The organism is Paenibacillus amylolyticus (assembly GCF_036894225.1).
Lineage (GTDB): Bacteria > Bacillota > Bacilli > Paenibacillales > Paenibacillaceae > Paenibacillus > Paenibacillus amylolyticus.
In genome coordinates this window covers 5014121-5037148 of sequence record NZ_CP145892.1, presented here as the reverse complement: position 1 = coordinate 5037148, position 23028 = coordinate 5014121, and the positions used below count along the sequence as shown (strand labels likewise).

At 43.7% G+C, this 23028-nt stretch carries 14 protein-coding genes; 11 read left to right on the top strand and 3 right to left on the bottom strand.

The features are described 5' to 3' along the window. The first annotated feature begins 63 nt into the window (after positions 1-63). From V6668_RS22275 to V6668_RS22265, 3 genes are all read left to right on the top strand, one after another. Positions 64-1107: a pectate lyase family protein gene (locus V6668_RS22275; protein WP_036617386.1), complete on the top strand. Its 1044-nt coding sequence runs from the start codon at positions 64-66 to the stop codon at positions 1105-1107. A gap of 301 nt (positions 1108-1408) precedes the next feature. Next, positions 1409-2887, top strand: coding sequence for a methyl-accepting chemotaxis protein (locus tag V6668_RS22270; RefSeq protein ID WP_036617389.1), 1479 nt, complete (start codon positions 1409-1411; stop codon positions 2885-2887). Positions 2888-3073: 186 nt separating this feature from the next. Then, entirely contained in the window at positions 3074-4297 is a 1224-nt protein-coding gene (locus V6668_RS22265; RefSeq protein WP_338706738.1) for a GNAT family N-acetyltransferase, read from the top strand. Positions 4298-4422: 125 nt separating this feature from the next. Here the strand turns inward: V6668_RS22265 and V6668_RS22260 are convergent, their stop codons facing one another. After that, a complete protein-coding gene (locus tag V6668_RS22260; RefSeq protein ID WP_036617391.1) occupies positions 4423-4788 on the bottom strand; it encodes a VOC family protein in 366 nt (121 codons plus the stop codon). 304 nt (positions 4789-5092) lie between these two features. Here V6668_RS22260 and V6668_RS22255 point away from each other — a divergent pair, with 304 nt between their 5' ends. The 5 genes from V6668_RS22255 (at position 5093) to V6668_RS22235 (ending at position 13952) form a co-directional block, all read left to right on the top strand. Continuing rightward, positions 5093-6964, top strand: coding sequence for a hypothetical protein (locus V6668_RS22255; protein ID WP_076328196.1), 1872 nt, complete (start codon positions 5093-5095; stop codon positions 6962-6964). A 14-nt stretch (positions 6965-6978) separates the two neighbouring features. Next, the gene (locus tag V6668_RS22250) at positions 6979-7713 is read left to right on the top strand and encodes an OmpA/MotB family protein (RefSeq protein WP_245838147.1); all 735 of its coding nucleotides are present in this window, start codon (positions 6979-6981) and stop codon (positions 7711-7713) included. Beyond that, positions 7703-8938 (top strand): hypothetical protein, encoded by a 1236-nt coding sequence (locus V6668_RS22245; RefSeq protein WP_076328195.1) that lies wholly within the window; start codon positions 7703-7705, stop codon positions 8936-8938. The genes V6668_RS22250 and V6668_RS22245 overlap by 11 nt, the downstream gene beginning before the upstream one ends. Positions 8939-8959: 21 nt before the next feature. Then, positions 8960-11710 (top strand): DEAD/DEAH box helicase, encoded by a 2751-nt coding sequence (locus V6668_RS22240; RefSeq protein ID WP_076328194.1) that lies wholly within the window; start codon positions 8960-8962, stop codon positions 11708-11710. An 82-nt stretch (positions 11711-11792) separates the two neighbouring features. After that, on the top strand, positions 11793-13952 hold the full coding sequence (locus V6668_RS22235) for a Z1 domain-containing protein (RefSeq protein WP_338706737.1): 2160 nt from the start codon (positions 11793-11795) through the stop codon (positions 13950-13952). Positions 13953-14136: 184 nt separating this feature from the next. Here V6668_RS22235 and V6668_RS22230 read toward each other — a convergent pair whose 3' ends face one another. Next, on the bottom strand, positions 14137-15789 hold the full coding sequence (locus tag V6668_RS22230) for an alkaline phosphatase (RefSeq protein WP_338706735.1): 1653 nt from the start codon (positions 15787-15789) through the stop codon (positions 14137-14139). Positions 15790-16017: 228 nt separating this feature from the next. On the opposite strand from V6668_RS22230, the gene V6668_RS22225 reads away from it, so the two are divergent. From V6668_RS22225 to V6668_RS22215, 3 genes are all read left to right on the top strand, one after another. Beyond that, entirely contained in the window at positions 16018-17931 is a 1914-nt protein-coding gene (locus tag V6668_RS22225; protein ID WP_338706734.1) for an AraC family transcriptional regulator, read from the top strand. Between the two features lie 726 nt (positions 17932-18657). After that, on the top strand, positions 18658-20901 hold the full coding sequence (locus V6668_RS22220; RefSeq protein WP_338706733.1) for a carboxylesterase/lipase family protein: 2244 nt from the start codon (positions 18658-18660) through the stop codon (positions 20899-20901). A gap of 206 nt (positions 20902-21107) precedes the next feature. Then, positions 21108-21260: a hypothetical protein gene (locus V6668_RS22215; RefSeq protein ID WP_338706732.1), complete on the top strand. Its 153-nt coding sequence runs from the start codon at positions 21108-21110 to the stop codon at positions 21258-21260. A 135-nt stretch (positions 21261-21395) separates the two neighbouring features. Here V6668_RS22215 and V6668_RS22210 read toward each other — a convergent pair whose 3' ends face one another. Then, positions 21396-22982 (bottom strand): choice-of-anchor I domain-containing protein, encoded by a 1587-nt coding sequence (locus V6668_RS22210; protein WP_338706731.1) that lies wholly within the window; start codon positions 22980-22982, stop codon positions 21396-21398. Positions 22983-23028 lie beyond the last annotated feature (46 nt).

Here is a 23028-nt window from a genome sequence, read left to right as displayed (position 1 = left end):
GCCAAAGTTACACGATATAATCGAGTTGTCTTTGAGGATAATATTATAAAGGATGGTGAAATTTTGAAGAAATTTTCGATGCTTTTACTCGCTGTAACTCTATTGTTGTTAACTGTCTCCACAGCCCCGTCTACATATGGTGCGGCCAGTTATCCAAACACAGGTACGAACGGGTTGACTGGTTTTGCAGGCAGTGCCAAGAATGAAAATGGTGTATCCAAGTCGGCTACGACAGGTGGCAAGAACGGTCAGGTGGTTTACGTTAGTAATCTCAATGATTTGAGAACACATATGGCGGGCTCTACAGCTAAGATTGTCGTCGTTGAACAGAATATTTCTTCCTCCACGCTGCAAAAGGTTGAATTCGGAGCGAACAAGACACTTGTAGGTTCCTTTGGCAAACATACATTAACGAATATTCATTTCAGATCCACAAGCAGTTCAAGCAATGTGATTTTTCAGAATCTGACTTTTGAACACGCTTCCAATATTAATGCCAATGATGATATCCAGATGTATATCACTTCAGGCTCCAATTACTGGATTGATCATGTGACGTTTGCTGGTCACAGCTACAGCTCTGGTGGTAGTGATTTGGACAAACTTCTGTATATTGGTGATCGCGCCGATTATATTACGATTAGCAATTCCAAATTTGCTAACCATAAGTATGGCGTTATCCTCGGTCATCCGAATGATGGTAACAGCAGTTACAATGGGGTACCTCATGTGACAATGTCCAACAATTACTTCGAAAACTTATATGTACGTGGTCCTGGACTTTTAAGATATGGTTACTTCCATCTCAAAAACAACTATGCAAATAACTTTAACCAGGCCATCACAATTGGTGAAAAAGCACGGATTTATTCCGAAAACAACTACTTTGGTGCTGGCGCTGAAAAGGGTGGCATCCTGGATGACAAGGGAAAAGGTGAGTTTACGGATACGGGAAGTACACCAGCGCTTAATAGTCCGACTTCTCCTAAAACGAACTGGAGACCAAGCTCCAATTACAGTTATCAGGTAGAAAGTGCCAGCTACGCGCGTGAGTTCGTCACCAAGTATGCAGGCTCCTCTAATACGACACTTGTATTCGGAAAGTAATAGTTGCTGCACATCCTTTCACGACCCAAAGGCCTGTCTTGTGCGCCATAACGCATGAGACAGACCTTTTTTATTTGTAAAATGATATGCTTAAATATCATTTTATATTTCATATTCATTTTAAATGTTGAATACCGATATACATAAAGTAGCGCTGGTTTCATACTTATGAAGTTAATATGTACTATGCTAAGGCGCTGCGTATTTGCGATTTGCACATAAGCAGGACCAAAGACTACTAGATGTAGTACAGAAAGGCCCTACAACTCACATTTAACCTACTTAAAAGGACGGGGTATACATGGATCGTATGGACGAAATTATTTGGAAAAGGAACAAATTAATCGGTATCATTTTGTGGATTATTATTGCCATTGGTATGGGGCTGGCCTTTACGATGCCGAAGTTACTTGTGTCCAATGGAGTAGCTCTAGTCTTTGTAGTTTGGATTACATACGCTAATGCGAAAAAGAAACATATTCATCTCATTCCATGGCTGATTACTGTATTACTTACAATATGTGGAGTCTATGTCGGTTGGGGAACGGTCAATTTTGCCTTAAGTTTGGTTATAACCGCAGTTCTACTGTTATTTCCTAACAAGAAATTTTTTGTGGTTGGATTTTCGGTATTACTAGTCAACAGTGTTCTTCAGTTATTTGTTATGAATACCGTTGACTCTGTTGAGCTAATAGGTAATATCGTTAATGTGGGACTATTCGCTCTCACGGGGGCCATTCTGATGCTGGTCTCACAGCTGAATCAAAGGCTCTTCCATGAAAGTGAAGTGCGCCAGAATGAGGTGGAGCACTCTAAACAAAGAGTGGAAACCATGCTGGAGCGTGTGAAGGAATCGGTCGAAGGTTTATCACGTTATACAGATCAATTGAAGGAAAAAGTGAATGCGACTGGCTCCATCACCAATGAGGTGACGCTTGGGTTCAGTGAGGTTGCAAAAGGTGTTGAGTTCCAGGCGACCAGTGTAGCCGAGATCTCGGAATCCTTATCTGTGTCGGATCAGCATATCAAGGACGTTGCGTCCTATTCCCAGCAGATGAAAGAGTTGTCCGCAAGTATGGCAACGAGCACGCAAACTGGAAGCACACAGATGGACCAGCTAAACATCCAGATGCAAGATCTATATGAAACGATCAATACAACTGCAAATGACATGCGAAAGTTCAACGAGGAAAGTGAATCCATGACGCTTATGCTGAACAGCATAGCGGATATTGCGAGTCAGACCAACCTTCTCGCGCTTAATGCAGCCATTGAAGCCGCTCGTGCGGGTGAGCATGGACGCGGGTTTGCTGTTGTATCAGAGGAAGTTCGCAAGTTGGCAGAGAACTCGGGTCAGTCCGCAAGTGATATCGGAACCATCCTGTCTCGATTAAAAGGACAGACGCAGGCACTGACAGATCGATTCGAACGTATTCGTCTATCGTTACAACAAGGAAGAGATAGCGTCCATACAGCAGAGGAAGTATTCCGTACGATCAACAGCAACTCTCAGCATGTGTTGAATCAAGCGACAGATATCGAGACTAGTTCGGCTACAATGAAGGAATCTTCCACCAGAGTTGTGAATGAAGTTTCCGAGATTTCGAGTGTAACGGAGCAATCCAGTTCAGCGACAGAAGAGATTCTGGCGAGCATGGAAGAACAACGTAACCTGACACAGAAGATGGTAGAGAGCTTTGGAGAATTGGAGCAACTGATTGTAGACCTGAATGAGTTAGTCTCGGATCATCAGGTTTCTTCCGTTGAGAACAAAAATTAATAATTAATAGTTGAGAGCCTGTCGGTGCGTATTTAGCGTACTGGACGGGCTTTTTTTTCATCTTCCAAACAGCTTGATGCCGACATTTTTTTCCTATACAGTGTGTTGTATAGAGTATGAAGAGAGTAGAACTAACAATGTAAATGGTAGTTAAAAGAAGATGTTACCTCATGGGGGAGTAAAAGGTTGAAGAATAAAGGAATGAAAGACAGCTCGGCCTACGATGACCGTACATATGAAGTTAGGAATGATAATCGAACTGCACGCGTGCAGCTGTATGATCAGCAATCGTTCGAAGGCATGGACTGGCCCGATACGGAGGATGGAAGATATGCCAGAGCCTATCTGGAACCTATGATGCTGGACGGGACCCGAAGCTTTATGTCCAACGTGGAAACGACATTGTTGCTCGCCCGGATTGATGATCTCGTTATTCCGTTGACGGTGAATGATACAGAGTATGATAATGCTTACGTTTGTTCGCCATATACGCATTATGTGAGTTACGCCAAGCAGGAATTGACCATGTTGCAGAAGCCCGTGTTGGAAAAAGGTCTTTCTGTGCTGCTCAGTCTAATAGGTTGGGGAATGAAGCAATCGCAGATCAACAAAGTTGTGCATGTGAACAACTGGTTGTTGTCCACCAATCTGTATCCCGCCATGTCCGGTGAACAGGCGGAATGTTTGCTCGCATCGGTACAAGAGCGATACCCTGAGCATGTCATTGTGTTTCGCTCCTTGTGTCAGGGACTTCATCCCGATCTGACGGCGAGGCTAACGGAAGTGGGGTGTCGACTAATTCCGAGCCGACAAATCTACCTGTACCATGCGCATGATCCGAATTTTGGCAACTCGAAATCGCGTTGGCTGTTGAAGCGGGATTACGAATTATTGGGCAAGCATGGATACGAATTCGTTTCCGAAGCAGATATGACGGATGCAGATATTCCGCGAATCGTTGAGCTGTACAAGCTGTTATACCTTGAAAAATACTCCTACCACAATCCCCAGTTCACCGAGCGGTTCATTGCTGCTGCAATGGCATCAGGAACACTCAGACTCTATGGACTGCGGAAGGAAGGGTGCCTGGACGCGGTGATGGGTTATTTCTGCCGAAATGGAATCATGACAACGCCACTGTTCGGTTACGATACAGCGGTGCCCCAGTCCATCGGACTATACCGCATGTTATCAGCTTGTCTGATCGGACAGGCTCGCGAGAACGGCCATCTGTTACATGAGAGCGCCGGGGCTGCGCAGTTCAAGCGCAATCGCGGTGCTGTGGCGGATTTTGAATATTCCGCTGTGTATGAGCGCCATCTTCCGTGGAGCAGACGCTGGTGCTGGCTGCTGCTTGATCGGTTGTTGAATCGCGTAGGCGTGCCGCTGATGCGCCGCATGAAGTTGTAAACAGACAAAAAACGTGCTTGCGCTGCCCGATGTAGGTGTGAGCTTGCATCTGATTTGACTGCACACTTGCACACACAACTGATCATCCTGATACGTACACTTAGTGCTTAGTTACACTCGCCTAATTAGACATGCTCTGAGAGTTGCACCTCGAAGCCATCTGGATCTGTAATGTAAATAAACCGCAGATGCGGATTGGGCTGGATGGGGCCACGCACGATCGGAATATTCAGCTCTGCCAGTCTTTCCATGGCTTCATCCAGCGAGTTCACCTCATAACCGATCGACACGCCAGCCTCTGGTTTAAGAATGGATTCACTGCCCTCAATCAGTTCCAGCTTGGCTTCATTCTCCATGCCGAGCATTGCAATCTGCCGTCCACGGCTTTCGAATCTGCGCTGAATTGGAAGTCCAAGCATGTCGTGGTAGAACCCGAGTGAAGCTTCCAAATTACTGACCCTCAGCGTGATCCAGTTTAATTTGATCAACATAGGTGAATCTCTCCTTTTGTTTTGCATGATATGTATTTTTGTTACGTTCATTATACGATAGGCTTAAAGTTGAATGAACATAGACACACGTTAATATGGAGAAGGGTTCGTTTGGACTATTTATTTCTAAATTTTTTTTCTCTTAATAGGAAAAAATAGGTATAATGAACTTGGTAATTATGATAATCTTGGTTTGCAAGAAAAATATTGAAGTATAACAAGCATACTTTGAGTTGGGTATTTAAATTTAGTATCAAGTGAAGACCGTAATTTAGTTAACTACTATATATCTTTAGGAGGAGCTATGGCAACATTTTTTACATCTACAGAATTCGCATGGGGTTACATAGGTTTAATGGTCTCGATTTTCGTACTATGTTTGTTTTTTGTCCTCATACCTTACTGGAACAGCAAAAAAGCTGAATCTGACATCAAGGCTAAGCTTGATGAATTATCTAATATTACTGAAATGACAGCAAAGTTTCATAGCTTCAATGATTGGATGGAAAATCAGGATAATAAGTACATCAAGGGACATTTACTCCCCGCATGGAAGAGTTTCTATGTTAAGTATATGAGTTATCAACAGAAAGGCATACTCTACACACCAGATGTATATGACTTCTTTTTTGAAGAGCCTCTAGTACATAAATTTGGAAAAAGAAAGTTTGCAGAAGTTGTTGCGGGTATTTTTCTCTCCATGGGAATTGTAGGAACTTTCGTTGGGATTGCATTTGGTGTATCTCAAGTGCATGTCAATGGCGACTCAAGCACGATGCAAGACGGAATTAGCTCATTGCTTACGGGGATGAAAGTTAAATTTGCATCATCGATTGCGGGAGTTCTGCTGTCTCTCATTTGGCAGTTAATCGACAAAGGAATTTTCTATCCAAGGCTCACCAATGCATTTGGCAGTATTCGTCAACAGCTTGACGAGTCATTTCCAACTCAAGATCAAAGCACGTTATTGTTCAGCATGGACCAACGGCAAGAGAAGCAGATGCAGGATTTTCAGTCTTTTTTGTCAGATGTACTTATCCCTAATATGGTTAACGGTGTGGCAGATTCCATTCAGAAATCACTCGCACCTCAGATGGAACGAACTGAGAAAATGATGACAGATTTAATGCAGACATCGACAGTGAACCAATCCGAGGGTATGCAACAGATGGTTAATCAATTCGTTACTCAATTGAATGAACTAACTGGAGATCATATGAAGAATCTCGGAGAAGCATTGAACAATACCGTGGAATGGCAGAAAAAAGTGCATGAGGAAATGGGTGCGCTTGTGCAATCCATGCAGGATTCGGCTGCGGGACAGTCAGCGATGGTGGACAAGACCACCGTTCTTACGGAACATATTCATAATTATACAGAACGGATTACGGATTATCAGACAGTGTTGGAGAAAACCGTATCGGAATTGAACGAAACAACGGAGAAAAACAGCGAGCTTCAGAAGGTTACAGCAGATCTATTGGACAAAATGACGGAAGAACGCAATACGTTTAATGGTTATTTTGAAAACCATATGAACACGCTTAGAGAAAATGTAGATTCGATTGTGACCCAAACAGGATTACAAGTTACTTTCCAGCAACGTTTAGAAGAGAATTTACAACGGATATCCAGCATTACACAGAGTCAACAATCATTGGCTGTCACATTATCTCAGCAAGCTGAACTTAGTCAAAGGTCGAATCAGGAACTGGAACTTATCTTTGATAAATTCACAAATAATAATACAGAGTTTGTTCATATCCAAGAAGATATGCAATCCTTGATGAGAGAAATCCAACATGAACGTGAAGCAGTGGGAAATATATCAACTAGGGTGCAAGACCAATTAGCTGAACAACTGGAAAGCATGGATCAGCGAGTGGAACATTTGCAGCAAGTGTGGACTTCAGCAAGCGAATCGATGTCCAAGACGAATAAGCATCTGGAAGTTTCCATGAATCAGTTTACAGATGATATGCATCGTGGTCTTCAAAACACGTTTAATCAATTTGACCAAGAACTAACCAAGTCAGTTCAGCATTTGGCGAGTGGCGTTGATGCGATTCAGGAAGGTTTGATCGATTTGCCTGATGCCATGCAGACATTGAAGCAAACGGTGTTGGAGATTAATCGTCAATCCAAACGGATCATGAATCCGGTAACTTCAGAGTAAGGTGATGATGCATTTTGGCTAGAGGATTTCGCAATGAGCGGCATATGTCACGAGCGCATGAAGGTGAAAAGGAGAGTTTTTGGGTATCTTATACCGATCTAATGTCGGCGTTGCTTGTCATTTTTGCCCTCGTACTCATGATTACCATATATAATACGCAATCGGCGTATGAAGAGAAAGAAGCAGCAATCAATGAAAAAAATCAGATGATTGAGGAAGTCATCGGTGTCAAATCGGAAATTATTCAGGAATTAATCAAAGCATTTAAAGATTCGGACCTAGCTCTGGAAGTCGATCCCCAGACAGGAGCAATCCGCTTCTCTGGCGGGGTGTTCTTCGATTCGAATAGCAGTCAAGTTTCGGCTAAAGGAAGAACGTATTTGGAACAGTTCATTCCGCAGTATATCAATATTCTATTGTCCGACCGTTTTCGCGATGAAATATCGCAAATTATCGTAGAAGGCCATACGGATACCGCAGGCGGATACCTATACAATCTAAAACTTTCCCAAGACCGCGCACTTTCTGTTGTTGAGCAAGTATTCCAGCCTAATTTCCCGGATTTTAAATATAAAGAAGAGCTAAAATCAGTCATTACGGCTAATGGTCGTTCCTTTAGTATACCGATCTTGAAGAAAGATGGGAAAATTGATGCAAATAAGTCCAGACGGGTGGAATTCAAATTCCGTTTGAAAGACGATCAACTATTGGATCAACTTCAAGGGTTGGGTGAGAAAGATGGAAATTAACCAATACTTTTATCAATTCTCGTTTAAACCACAACTGCTTACCGAAGAAAGAATTAAAATGGAACGGAAATACAAAAACAAACAGGCGGATATTATCCGGCAGCGCAGTAGAATGTTGCTTCCGAAATTGCTAGAGATCATTCGCGCTACCCCCATGGAAAATGTTGAGGAATTGGCGCACTCACTGAAGAAAATGGAAGTGCTGATGCTGATCTATAGCGAATATCCATTTCCTAATGAAAATAAGGATACGAGGCAGAAAATTAATCGTATTTTAACAGCGCGTTACTCTGTGGAAGTAGGAAAGACCGCATGGGTAATTTTCCAGCATCAATATGAAGAACCTTACTTGCTGGATCTTTTGCGCTCAATCTATCAAGTCGATCAATTTGGGTTCCTGTTGCTAGACGATAAGATACAGCACCATATGGAAAATGCGATGTACCACGAGTCCGGTATGGTGCAGGGAATTACTTCTGCTCTCCTACTAACGGGAATCAAAATGACAGATACATTTCATGCACTGAAAATCGAAGAAGAATCCAAGCTTGAATCGACTTTGATGCGAAAAATATTGGAGCAAGGACTCTCGCAAGATCATATGATTAATCGGGATGGAACCGATTTTATTGTTCGACTGCTAGAGAATTATTCAATGCACGAATACAAACAGCTCATTAAAAACTATTTAGAGCCACGTAAATACACTCAATTTCATGTCGCAATTGTTCAGCAGGCCGTAGCCAGGTTGAGAGATCCCAGGGAACGCGTCACGGATTGGCAATTTCTAAGTTCCGGTGCTCTTGAAGAAGTCAAACGCTGGCTTATCCAGAAGAAACTGCAGATTCTATTCGAAAACGACCAAGATAACCAACGATTGAACTATTGGAAAAGATTCATTGATTATATGCAGGACGTAGAGCTTGTCCAGGATCCCATGATCGCTTTTATACACTTCGATAACTTCGTTGTGGTTGAATACGGTAAGATGGGGGCGGCCTATTTCTATCATCGTGAAGGATTTGAGAAAATCATTCGTCCGATAAGCACATCACCGACTTTTAGAAACAGCAGGAGCCGCAGCAATAAAGAAAGCATGCTTAAAGTACCTGAATCCAGTCGAGCAGGTGTCCAGCTATTTATAGAGAAATTGGGTCATCATGGTCGAAGCTGGGACGATAAGTTCGATAGCTATATGAGACAGTATTTAAACGGAAGATTTTAGAGAATAGGAAGGCGAAGGCAGATGGCAGGTCTCTTTGGTTTCTTGAGCAAGCGTCGAAAGTCGACAGATTCTATAGTTTCGGACATACAGGTTGAGAAGGAAATGGTTCCGAACGGGCTATTGTATTCCATTGTCAGAGAAGAAAAGGCACTACAATTTCCACTTGGTCTAAGAATCTCCGAACTTCGACAGATCAGTAACGCTGAGCTGTTAGAGACTCTGGAAGACATGTGGTTCGAGGGATATTTGGATAAACAAGATAGCAATTATGTATTAAATACAGATAAATTTGACGATGTACCACCAGAACTGCGGGAGAGATTGGGCATTCCTGCATCGAAGAAGCTTGACCTGAAGTTAGGCCACGAGAGCGCAGTGGGAACGGCTCATTTTAAATTCGTGCTGGAAAAGGCTTGTGGTTCGTGGAGTCATTTGGAGCGAACTGCAAAAAGGATTGGGCCATGGCTGGTGTTACCCGATCAGCAGGTATTGCTTATGGATTCGGAGCAATATCAATTTCAACAGCTGATTGATAAGGCTCCTAATCCATTGGATCAGGAACGTATCTTCAGCTATATTGCGGAAGTTCGTCATTGGGCAATACATCATGAATATCCTATGGATGACTATTTGCTGCATCAGGAATATCTGTTTGTTGATAAAGTGGATCTTGGATTGGAATACAATTCGGAAGGTGTTTCGTTTCATCCGGAGTACCACTCATCAGATCCAATTAGCCCCGATTTGTTAAATGAAATGGGTTCTTCCGCTAGTCGTTATGCCGTGGATCGTCAGCGGAGAAAAGTATTTGTGAAGCCCTCAGTTGTAGATCATGCCGATCGTATTCGAGAATTACCAAAGATTCAAGGAGCGGATATCCCGAAATTTGCTGAAAATCCTGAAGCATATGTACCTGAAATGGAAGGTATTGATTTGTCCCTGTTTGGTGAACGGGTAAAGTCACTAGGTATTCGAGTCTATAAAGCCCAGCCATTTGTGCATGCTACTGAACAAGAGCGAGGATGGTTCGAACTGGATTTTGGCTTTTCCGCGCAAGACGAGACTGGGGAAGTACAGCAAACGTGGGAAGCTTCTGACATGTTGGATTTGATCTCAAAGGCCAAGGAGCAAGGCGAGGACTACATAGAATGGAATGGCAGCTGGCTTAAATTGCCGCAAGATGCTGAGGCCTTTGTAGAAACTACGGATACGGCAAAACGAGAAATGTTTAGTGAAGGTAACTTGGTAGATATAACGAAGCTGCCGTATGTGTTGGAGATTTACGAGAACATCAGTCAATTGGAGTTTAATCAGCCGATTCTGCAAGCGCAGCAAGAGATGCAGGATCTGGGAGTGTTCTCAAACCAGCCGCCTGAAGCATTTATTGCTTCCCTGAAACCATTCCAGGCAGATGGATTCGTATGGATGAAATCACTCCATTATCGCAAATTGGGAGGTCTATTGGCTGATGATATGGGGCTTGGGAAAACGATACAAGTGATTTCTTTCCTGTCTTATCTCCAGGAAATCGGAAGACTTACGCCAACATTAGTTGTGGTGCCCAAGACACTCATGGACAACTGGGAGAAGGAAGTGCGCAAATTTGCTCCTTACTTGCTGAAGTCGCTGTACCTTCATAGGGGAACGGAGCGGTTGAAGGATGCGGTGGAACTGAGGCACATTGGCATCACAGTAACAACGTATCATACCTTAGTGAAAGACCAACTGTCGTTTGGACAAGTGAACTGGCAGGTGGTGATCTGTGATGAAGCACAGGCCATCAAAAATCCCTCAACGGCTGCCTCCAAGGTGCTGAAAGCGATGAAGTCCAAATTCCGTCTCGCCATGACAGGAACCCCTGTGGAGAACGGATTGAGTGAGTTGTGGTCTATCATGGATTATGTGCAGCCAGGATTATTAGGCAGTCTCAGTCAGTTCAAGGAAGAATTTGTGAACAAGCTTACTACAGACTCAAGAGACACTGATGTCGAGCAGCAGCTTCTGGCTCGAATTGCGATGGTGTACAAGCGCCGCACGAAATCAGAAGAACTCGGGGATCAATTGCCGACCAAGCAGGCTGTCATTACCAATGTGCCTTTGGGAACGGAACAGGAACGTTTGTATAGCGAAGTAATCACCTTGGTCAAAAATAAAACGATGGACGGTTTGCAGGCTATTCAAAAACTAAAAGCGTTGAGCTCTCATCCGGGATTGATTGCTGACCAATACATGAATATACCGTACCAGCAAGTACCCAAGCTTAGAGAAACGGTGGAACTGATTCGTCAAGTCAAAGCAAAAGGGGAAAAAGTCCTTATCTTCACCGAATATATCAAGATGCAGGACATTTTACGAACAACGGTACGTGACTGCTTTGAGATCACGCCAATGATCATTAACGGCATGACCGATCGCAGACAAGAGCAAGTGGATCGCTTTAACAGTAACGTTGGATTCGATGTGATGATTTTGTCTCCGAAAGCTGCAGGAACAGGACTGACCATTACTTCAGCCAATCATGTGATCCATTACACGCGCTGGTGGAATCCGGCAGTTGAAAATCAGGCTACAGACCGCGTATACCGAATTGGGCAGGACAAGCCTGTAACGGTATATTACCCTATTGTTGCGGACACACAAGGCATGACCAAACAAGGTTCAGTTGAAGAGATCGTGCATCGGATTTTAAGTGAAAAACAGGAGATGGCTTCATCTGTCATCGTATCCAGTAAGAAATTAAGTGTTGAAGATGAAGTGTTGAAGGGGATATAAACTGAGTTATTCTATTTTTATGGGCTTATTTTAACTGCATATTGTAGGTGGAATTTTATTTGGAAAGGATGTATCAGAATATATGATTAATACTCTCAATTTAACGGGGGATTTCTTTACATATTTACAAAAAAAGAATAGTTATTCCTCTGAGTTAATCGAATGTATGGAGCGGACAGTCAAAAATTTACTCGATATAAAAACAACGGTAGACCGGCCAGGGATGCTCCTTGGGAAAATTCAATCAGGAAAAACCAGGACTTTCCTCGGAGTGATGTCACTAGCCTATGATAATGGGTATGATATTGTTATTGTACTGACAAAAGGTACAAAGGCTCTTACACAACAAACTTTGGAAAGGTTAAAGTCGGAGTTTAAGGATTTAAATGATCAAGATTATATGCAAATTTATGACATTATGGTAATGCCAACATTGACAAGATATGAGCGTAATCAGAAGCTTGTCTTTGTAGTGAAAAAGGAAACAAAGAATATGGATAGGTTACATCAAGCGTTCTTTGAAATTTATCCTGATCTTGTAAATAAAAAGATACTCATAATTGACGATGAAGCCGATTTTGCTAGTATTGGTTTTTCTAAAAAGAAAGATGAAGAGCCGGAGATTAAGAAAATAGCAGGGAAAATTAATGAATTCAGAAAATTAGTAAAGGATTGTAGCTTTCTACAAGTAACGGCTACTCCTTATTCGCTATATTTGCAACCTGAGGATATTGTTGTTGACTCGGAGGTTTTTAAACCGATTAAACCTGTTTTTACAGAACTTGTACCTATTCATGACAAATATATTGGTGGAGAATATTACTTTAAAGAAAGTGAAGAAGAGGGCACTATTGCTTATCATCTATTTGAGAAGGTTCCTCAGGAAGAATTATCTGTCTTGAAAAAAGAAGATAGGCGTGTTTTCAAAACTGAAGAATGTTTATACAGTAACAAAATTAAATCGCTTCGAGATGCTATTGTCAATTTTATAATAGGGGGCTGTATACGTCGCATACAAGATAGACAAAACCAAAAAGTTATAAAAAAATTTAGCTTTATAATACACACAGAGCTGGGGAAATCTGCACATGAATGGCAAGAGAGCATTGTAGATTCTATTGTTTCTAAACTAGCAGATGAATCTAAAGAAAGTTCGCCTCTTTTTGATCGACTTGTAAAAGAGGCATATGAAAATTTAAAAGACTCAATTAAACTTTCTAATTTACTAATGCCAGATATTTTGCAAGTTAATACTGAAGCAAAACAAGCTTTAGATGAAGGTCACATTATGATAACCAAAGTGAATTCCGAGAAGGATGTAAGTGAGTTGCTTGATGCATCTGGACAATTAAAGCTGAGAACACCTCTTAATATTTTTATTGGAGGACAAATACTAGATCGTGGAATTACTATAGGAAACTTGATTGGTTTCTATTACGGGAGACGACCAAAGACATTCCAGCAGGATACGGTCTTACAGCATTCACGTATGTATGGGGCAAGACCTATCGAGGACCTAACAGTGACACGGTTCTACACAACAGAAGGTATTTATTCCGTGATGCAACGTATTCATGAATTTGATTCAGCTCTTCGTGAAGCTTTTGAGAAGGGGAGCCATGAAAACGGTGTTGTATTTATACAAAAGGATTTATGGAGTCAAATTGTTCCTTGTTCACCTAATAAAATATTACTATCTAACACTACTACATTAAGACCAAAGGCCCGGCTCTTACCGGTTGGATTTAAGGTCAGAGCTAAAACACATGTTTTAAAACCAGTTGAGGCAATCAACACAATCATTGAGAGATACTGCAAAGATGTAAGTGATTCTCCAGAACCTTTTCTTATGGGGATGGAGGATGTATTAAAAATAATAGATTATGTTGGACAAACATTTGAAGAGGGACATTCTTGGAATCAAAATGCGTTCATGGCAAGTATTCAATACTTAACTTCTATACCGAAAAATGAAGAGGATAAAGGGAAGGTCTGGATCATATTAAGAAAAGATAGAGATATATCGAGAGAGAAGAAAGATGGGCGATTAGAAAACTCTCCAGATTCTTATCAAGAGAAAGGTCTTGCAAAAGAAATAGCGGTAAATATTCCCGCAATTATACTTCTTAAACAGAATGGTACAGCCGAGGGATGGAGAGGTCATCCTTTTTATTGGCCAGTCCTTGTGGCCCCTCAAAAAATGAAAACAGTTGTATTTGCTAATCATTTGTACACAGATTGAGAAACGTATCACTTTAACTTTAAAAGATGGTCATTACAGTTTAAGATGGTTTGAGATAAAGCGGAACCTAAAATTCTTCATAAGAATCTAGTAATAAAACTAAAGCCTTAAACGTAAAAACTGCCGAGATTTTACCTCGGCAGTTTTTAAAGAGGATTCTTCATAGGTCAGGCATGCTCTTTTTTTATTGAATCAGATCAACGGCCGTTTGTGGTACAAATGCCTCTACGCCGTTATACACAATGACACCCTCCAAAGTTGTCTTTTTGCCGTTCACCAGTGCAATATTTTTGTAGATTTGCAGTTCCAGTTTGGTGTTGCCTTTTGTAACGAGAATCTTCGGATTTTTGGCGTCCGTCAGGTCCAGTTTGTACGTCGCGCCTTTGGCCGTAAATGCTTGTTTGGCAGGTACAAACAATTGTTTGCTCACGCTGTCGAGATCCAGATCCAGTACACATGCCATATATTTGGCGACATCCGTGTTATCAATCACACCGAATGGACGGTCATTGTTCGGAGCATACGTGTACAGCACAACATCTCCACCTGTATGACCACCGGTTGTCCAGCCGATCCCTGCACGTTTGCTAATCATTGGACCGATTGCATAGTTAAGACTGCCCGGCTCGGCCGCTTTAATGGTGGCAATCTCCTCGGAAGTAAGATCGATAATGCCATAGTATTGTTTCATCACTGCTTTGATGTTTGTACGCTTGGCATTCAGCTTCGCTTCAACGCCCTCGCCTGTCAGTTTGGCCTTTTTCAAAGGTCCGATAAATGTGGACAACGGCTCTTTATCGTATGTGCCGCTAGTTGCGTTGTTACCAATGGTGAGTCCACCATTACCGTGGTCCGTAACAGCCACAACGGCAGTCTCTCCATCCGCTTTGGCAAAATCCATGGCTACCTTTACGGCATCATCAAAAGCCAGCACGTCACTGATAATACCAATCGGATCATTGGCATGAGCTGCCCAGTCGACTTTACTGCCTTCGACCATCAGGAAAAAGCCATCTTTATCTTTGGACAGAACTTCAATGGCTTTGGATGTCATCTCGGCAAGGCTTGGCTGTTTTGCAGGATCACGGTCCATATTATAAGCCATGCCCGCTGGCGCGAACATACCCCATAGCTTGTTCGAATCGGATGCTTTCATTGCAGCTGGTGTAGTGACGTAATCGTAACCCAGTGCCTTGATAGACGAAACCAGATTCTCGCCGTCTTTACGTCCGGCTGGCTCAAGGTATTTGCTGCCTCCACCCAACACAACGTCCATACCATTGTAGACTTGTTGTTTGCTGAGTGCATCGTAGTTTTTACGGTCCGGATAGTGAGAGGAGAAGTCCGCTGGTGTGGCGTGCATAATCTCGGATGTAGCGATAATGCCGGTTGCTTTACCCGCCAGTTTGGAAGCTTCCAGTACAGAAGCGATCGGTTTTCTTTCGTCTCCAGGCGCAATAGCCTTTTGCCCAGGCATGGTAGCCTTGTCCGGCAGTACACCAACAAATCCGGTATGAGATTTATAACCTGTAGCAAAAGCGGTTCCGGCAGGGGCCGAGTCCGCAATCGGCGCATCGGCGGAGTGTGTCCGAACCATGCCACTTGCCATGGAGTCCAGCGTCAGGGACGAGCCCTTATACCAACGAGCCAGAGCGGTAGCATCGTTAGCCATACCGTCAGGAATCAGAATAATCACATTTTTAATCGGTGATGCAGATGTCGTTGAGGTGGTATCTTCCACAGCCCACGCTGCACTGCTTCCTCCGAGTGTAGCCGTAACAATTGTTGTCACCGCGAGCATCATTTTGGCTGCACGGACATTAAACCGGTTTAACATGAATGCATCCTCCTAGAATATATGTATAGTTGGTATCCCAAACCAAGTGTATACAACAATTGCTAAACTAACGTATGAAATGGGTTAACTATATGTAAAATTTACGATTAGTGAAGGGTGCTGGAATTCAGGTGAACTGGACAAAATGAGGACCACTCTTGTATGTTAAGGAGAAAATCGGGCTAGGGAATGCCCCTCGTCTAATGATCGGCTTTGAGGTGGTTTGTAATGAAAGAATGGTCAGAAGCCATTCAGTGGTGGAATAAAAATCAGGTGAAGCTCATGGACATTCGTCATCTGGTCTTGAAGCCGGGACAGGCAATTAAGCCGTATGTTTTGCCAGCCCATGCTTTTTTGCTGATGGTCAGAGGAGAAGCCATTGTTCATTTGGGTAAAGAAAAGCTCAGGTCCAACCAGACGCAGGTTCTGCATGTTGGCAAAGGCACAACTATACATATCCATTGTCTGGATCTCCCCTTGGAATATTATCTTATTTTATATAAACCCCAGCCAAGCTCCACTGGTACCGACCCGTCGAGAGTAGAAAACGTACAACAAGAGTATGAATTTTCCCCGCAGCAGTATTATTTTGCAGCAACATATCCGCTGTCGCTAATTCCCATAATGGAGAGAATGCATGAATGCTGGGCAAGCAGCGAAGAATTGGACAGGTTGCAGGTTACAGGACTGTTGTATCAGTTTGTATACGAACAGTTTCGTCAATGGAAGCAGGCGAGTGATCAGGTAGCTGATCCTCCAGAATTAGCCGAGCAGATTGCAGCATACATTCAGGAGCACTACGCACATCCCGTGTCCATGGAGGATATGGCGGCCCAATTTCATTACAGCAGTCATTATCTGGCACGGGTATTCAAGCGAAAATTCGGTTGCAGTCCGATGGAATACGTCATCCAAACCCGGATGAACCAAGCCAAAGTATTGCTAACAGAGACAGAGGCTCAGATTCGTGATGTGGCTGAGAGCGTTGGATATAAAGATTTGTACTACTTTAGCCGAATCTTCAAACGAATAATGGGAGAAACTCCCGCTCAATATAAAATGCACAGTCATCTGCTTAAAGGTTCAAATCGTACCAATAAGAAGTCGGAATCGTTCATTGCTGGAGAACTCACACAACGCTATATTGATAATAACGATAATCATTATCAATACAACACTTGGAGCGTGAATAACTTGAATGTTCGTTTTAAGCCTACTTTGGCGGTCAGTTTATTATTTAGTTTATCCCTGCTATTAGCAGCTTGCGGGGGAGGAACTGATCCACAGTCAACAGCAAATGAAGATGCTTCACTGCCTGCAACCAAAATGTATACCGACGCATCGGGGAGAACGGTTGAGATCCCAGCCCAATCAGCCAAACCGGTTGTGATCACATATGGGGGGTATTTGCTGCCACTCGGAATGAAGCCGGCGGGTGCCAACAAGGAAACACTGGATCTGTACCCGGAAGAGATGGCTAATGTGCCGGATATCGGATCAGGAACGGGGAACGTAGAAGTGGTCTCGGATCTAGAGCCAGATCTGATCATCGTACCTGATTATACAAGCACGGAAGTGATCGGCACCTATGAGAAAATTGCGCCTACGATTACGGTAGCCTGGGGCGGTGACCCAGATGTCATCAACACCCTGAGAACGATGGGTGAGATTATGGATAAAAAAGAGGAAGCAGAGCGATGGATTGCTACTTTCGAAAGTAAATTGAATGGGATCCGGGATGAACTGAACATCAATATTGAACCGGGAACAACGGCCATGTCCTTCGTTATCTACAATAAGGAGGTATTACTTGGGGGAGAAGGCGGCACATTGGGCAAGTTGATATACCAGGATTTCGGATTTGATATGCCTGAACAGTACAAAGCCTATGCAGATGGTGGAACCGTGCTCTCATTGGAGAAGCTGGCGGATAAACCTGCAGACTACTTCTTCACTCAGATGGACGATGAAGAGATGGAGCAGATGATGGAGCTATTCAATGAGCCGGTGTATCAGAGTATTCCTGCGATCAAAAATCATCGGATCATTAATGTTTCTCGCAACTATTGGAATTATGGACCTTATCTGGTCGACAAGGGGCTGGATAGCCTGATTGAGCAAGTGAGCAAGCTACAGGAATAAAAAAACATTTCATTCTACAAATTTGACGCAAATCACGTTATATCAGAGCAGGTTCATAGGTGGATGCGCCTATGGCCTGTTTTGTTATGTCGGCGGTTCTGTATGATTAAAGCTTACAACCTCTGGGCACAGCGACCGCCATGCTCAATATTTATGGGCTTCTGGCTAGGCAGATACCCGAAGCAATGTAGGTTCCGATTCGATATGATATGGAACTTGCAGAGCTTGTTTTTAATGTTACCCATTCAGAGAGATATATTGACGATTAAAAAAAGATATTGCGAACGCTTACATTATGTGCTAACATCACCATAACAACAGGATTGTAACCGTGTTTAGGGCAATACCTGTTTCAGTTCATTCGTTGGTTCTTTGTTCATCAAACGATTGATTGCGTTTACATTATTATATGGAATGAACCTCATTCCTCAGGGTTGTTACTGATTGCAGGCAAAACCTGAATTGAGGGCAGTAGACCACGCTAAAGCGATGTCTGTTTGCCTTCGATTCAGGTTTTTTTATATAAAAAAATGCCTGATGGCATTACCGCAAGCGCCGTAGCAGATATTTCGAGCAGAAAGGAGCGCAGCAGATTTAATTTTTCATAAATAGAGATATAGACTCATCCAGACATTGGAATACTGATTCTTAGATACGCATTTCAACTGAACATTTCCAATGAAATTATCCCATCACACACTATTCGACAGCGAGGAGATTTATGACATGAAAACCATTAAACGTTCGATTGCCGTGGCAACAATTCTGGGGTTATGTGTATCCGCTCTACCAGCTTATGCAGCAGGGAACACAACAACTTCTTCTTCAGCAGCGATGGACAAGTTGATTCAATCCGAGCTTATTCGCGGCAGCGGTCAAGGTGTTAATGCAGCTTATCTGAACAAAAAGGCAACACGCATTCAGGCCGCAGTACTTTACTTGCGTTTGTCCGGATTGGAGAAAGAAGCACTCGCTTATCAGGGATCGGAAACGTATGACGATGCGGCTCAGGCGGGCAAAGTATTACAACCGGTCGTTGGTTACTTGAAGCAGCATCCATATGTGTCTGAGATCGTAACAGGAACGGAGAAGTTTGAACCTAATGCACCCCTTACAGCGGAAGGTTATGCCGAAATGCTGCTGAAGGTGCTTGGATATGAAGCAGGTACGGATTATGAGCAGGGATCGGCTTCCACCTATGCAGCTGGTAAAGGAATCAAGGCGCTTCAAGGGAAGGGCGCGAGTCAACTTACCAACCGCCTGATGGCAGAGGCAACCGCACAGGCATTGCAGATACAGCTCAAGAATGGCAGTGGAACTTTGGAGCAGAACTGGTTGAAACATAAAGAAGCTGGAGCGTTCCAACCTCAAACGGTGCAACAGACCAAGTATGGCGCGATTGATGGCAAAACCTATGAGCAATATGGCACACTCGGCTGGCTCGGTGTTCCATACGCGGCACCTCCGGTAGGGGAACTGCGCTGGAAAGCCCCGCAAGAACCGGAATCATGGACAGGAACGAGATCGGCTAAGGAATTTGCAGCGAACAGCTTGCAGATCTCTGGTAAAAATACTGTAGGCAGCGAGGATTCGCTGTATCTCAATATCTGGCGTCCCGACACAACCAGTTCGAAACTTCCGGTTATGGTGTTCCTGCACGGCGGCGGGAATATGACCGGATCAGGTAAAGATTTTCAAGGTGAACAGCTTGCACGGAGCACCAACAGCATTATCATTTCAGTGAATTACCGTTTGGGAGCCCTTGGATTTTTCGAGAATGCAGCGCTGAAAACAGGCAATGCCCTGGATGACTCAGGTAACTATGGTCTGCTTGACGCATTCCGTGCATTGGAGTGGGTACAGGATAATATCGAAGGGTTTGGCGGAGATACAGGCAATGTTACATTAGCCGGACAATCTGCTGGTGCACGTGATGTGCTGGCAACTCTGATCTCGCCACTTAGCAAAGGATTGTATCAAAAAGCAGTTGCTTTCAGCGGAGGATTGACGACAGCATCACCGGAAGAAGGCGAGCAAAAATCCGAGGATGTACTTGTGAAGCTACTCGTGCAAGAGGGGAAAGCGGCTAATGCAGAAGAAGCAAAAGCATGGATTGGCAAGCAATCTCAGGCACAGCTGGAGAGCTATCTGCGTGAACTGCCTGCGGACAAGCTGGTCACAGCGTTTGGTGCAACCGCAATCCGTATGGACCCATTCCCGCATCTGTTCCGTGATGGCACAGTGATTCCAAAAGAAGGATTTGACGCCATCAATAATGGCAATTACACGAAAGTCCCTGTATTGCTCGGCAGCCTGGAAACGGAGTTCTCTGGTTTTGCCTTCGGTGATCCAAACTTCTCTCCATCCATCACGGATGAGACTCTGTTTACTGATAAAACCAAGGCGGAACAATATGCTGCTGCGTTGAAATACGGTAGCGAAGCTTATGCAGGCTTTAATGCAGAGCGTGTAGCGGAGCAATTGACCAGTGAAGCAGGTCAGCCACCGGTATATGCGTATCGTTTTGCATGGGGCACACAACCTGGGGTCATCTCTGAGCGTTTGCTCACGTTACTGGGCGCACCACATGGTGCGGATATGGACTTCTATACAGGACACGCAGACGGAATTGCTGCCTATTTCCCTGATGGGTACTTTAGCGATACAAACAAACCAGGACGTGATCAGTTGTCCGCCGCGATGGCAGCATATCTGAAGCAGTTCCTGTACACAGGCAATCCAGGCACGGGTGGATCACCTGATCTAGCGGCATGGACACCTTGGACGAAAGATGCTCAAGCCCCAATCATGCGTCTGGATGCTAGCAATACAACGGCAGAGATTGGCATGTCCACACAATATAATCAAGGCAAAGACGCCGTTATGGCAAAGATGAAAAAAGAATTGCCTGAAGAAACGTATAAACTGTTGACGGAAAAAGTGTTCGCAGGTCGTTTCTTCTGGGAATAAGGATCACCGGATAGGAAGGTATATATAGATAAATTGAAAGCCAAGGGAGCATGCTCTCTTGGCTTTTTATACTGTTCGTTATGCTTAATTATGGTATTGTTGTAAATATAAATTAATAAAATGTGGGAAAGGGGAAAACGTACATTATGAATGGAGTTAGTAATTTTGGTATTGCTGGGATTATAACGCTATTAATTTTCTTTATTATGATTGGTCTTGTATTATATCTGGTTTTCTATCTTGGGATGAAGAGGTCTGGCGTCAAAGAGGAAGTATCCGCATTAAGGATGGAAGTACGAGTGTTACAAGAGGAAGTAGAGCGGAACAGGCGGGAATTGGAAAATATGAAGCGTCGATAACCTTACACCACTAGTTTTGGATACACGGAATGGTGTGGGGACAACAGTAGGAGAGGACAGGGGCTCTACGCCCCCACCTACTCAATACAACGTGACACCGCTCAATTCAGACTTTACATACCGAGGGCACTCGAACTATTTCTTGGCAAAAAAACTAAGTGTTCCCGTGCTTTCATCTGCACTCACAAACAGGCTGCGTCCGTTAACACGATGAATTCCCTCTGGTGATTCTCCGGCTGTAGGAATCAGACCCAGGTAGTCCGGATTGACCGGATCAGCAAGATCAAAGAACAAAATGGCATCTGCCCGTTCGGAAGCTACGGCTGCATACGTAGTGCCGTCTACAGTAGCAACGGTCAGGTTCTCCACTTCACTTCCCTTGTTGGGACTGCGATCATCGGGATACAAGCCGACCATAGCGGTTGCCTCGTCAATGAGATTCTGACTATCGTACATCCGCTGGCCTTGCAAATTCCAGACAGCAATATTGCGTCCGCCTGCTTTTACACCATCCTCAAATTCATTCTTGCCTAAGTCCCCTTCGTTAGCTGTCAGCAGGTATTTGCCATCTGCCGAGAAAGCAATCCCATCCGGTTCATAACGAGCGGTCATCGTCTCTTTAAACTGAACGATACCATCATCTTTCAGATCCGCTTGATGTGAAATAGTACCCAAAGCGAAGATTGAGCTGATTTTTTTTGTATCCAGATCTACGATGGCAACGACATTGTTTTCCTGTAACGTGATGGCTGCTGTTTTACTATCTGGACTAATGGCAACATACTCTGGTTGTGGATCATGCGGATAGATGGCGCCTTCTACATTGTCCAGAGATACTGGCAAGTTGGTGATTTCACCCTCAAGTACGTTCCCGCCAGCAAAAGATACTATCATAATGCTACCCGGACGTTTGGTGTTGGCATAGTCAATTTCATCGGCAGCTGTATTCAGCTCTTCATCCTCTATCGCGATAACCGCATGCAGACCGTCAGGTGACAGTGCAATCGAGTCAGGACCAATGCCCAGTTCATACGTTTTGACGGTTTTGTAGGTTGTCAGATCCACAATGGCAAGTAACCCTTTGTTTGCTTCGCTGTCTGTATCCCCTGTACGAATAACAGCAAGACCGTATTTACCATCTTTGGACACAGTTACGCTTGTAACTTCAGCTTTGGCGGAGAGGTCATGGAAGCTGACTGTCTTTAATACGTTAATGTTTTTCAAGTCAGCAATATCCAGTATGGCAATGCTACCATTGTCCGCTTCGGTTACGAGCAGGCGCTGTCCATCTGGCGTGGAGGCTGATATTTCTGCTTTGCCACCAGGCATCTGAAACGATGCGGTCTGTTCAAAACCGGTTTTATTTTGTTTCAGGATCAGTTGATCCGTAATTAATTTTAGTGTTTGTGAAGATACATACGTTGTACCTTTGGTGATGTAGCTTTTACTGTCCAAAGGGGTTTTCACACCGTTGATGGTGGCTGAAGACGTCCCTACGGGAAGTTGTACTTTAGTATCTGCGATCTGGATATCAACACTGCGACTGCTTCCATTCCATGTGACCGTACCCTGCATATTTTGGATGGCTGTGCGCAGTACGACATGATCGTTGGCGGGTTTAGTTGCGTCAGCGGCATGAATCATGGATGTGTAGCTGGTTGCTCCTGCGGTAAGAATGGCAGTCATCGACAGAACGGCGAGCCATTGATTTCTCTTTTTCAATGTTCCAGATCCCCTTTATCGTTTCGTGTGTAATGAGTTGTACAAT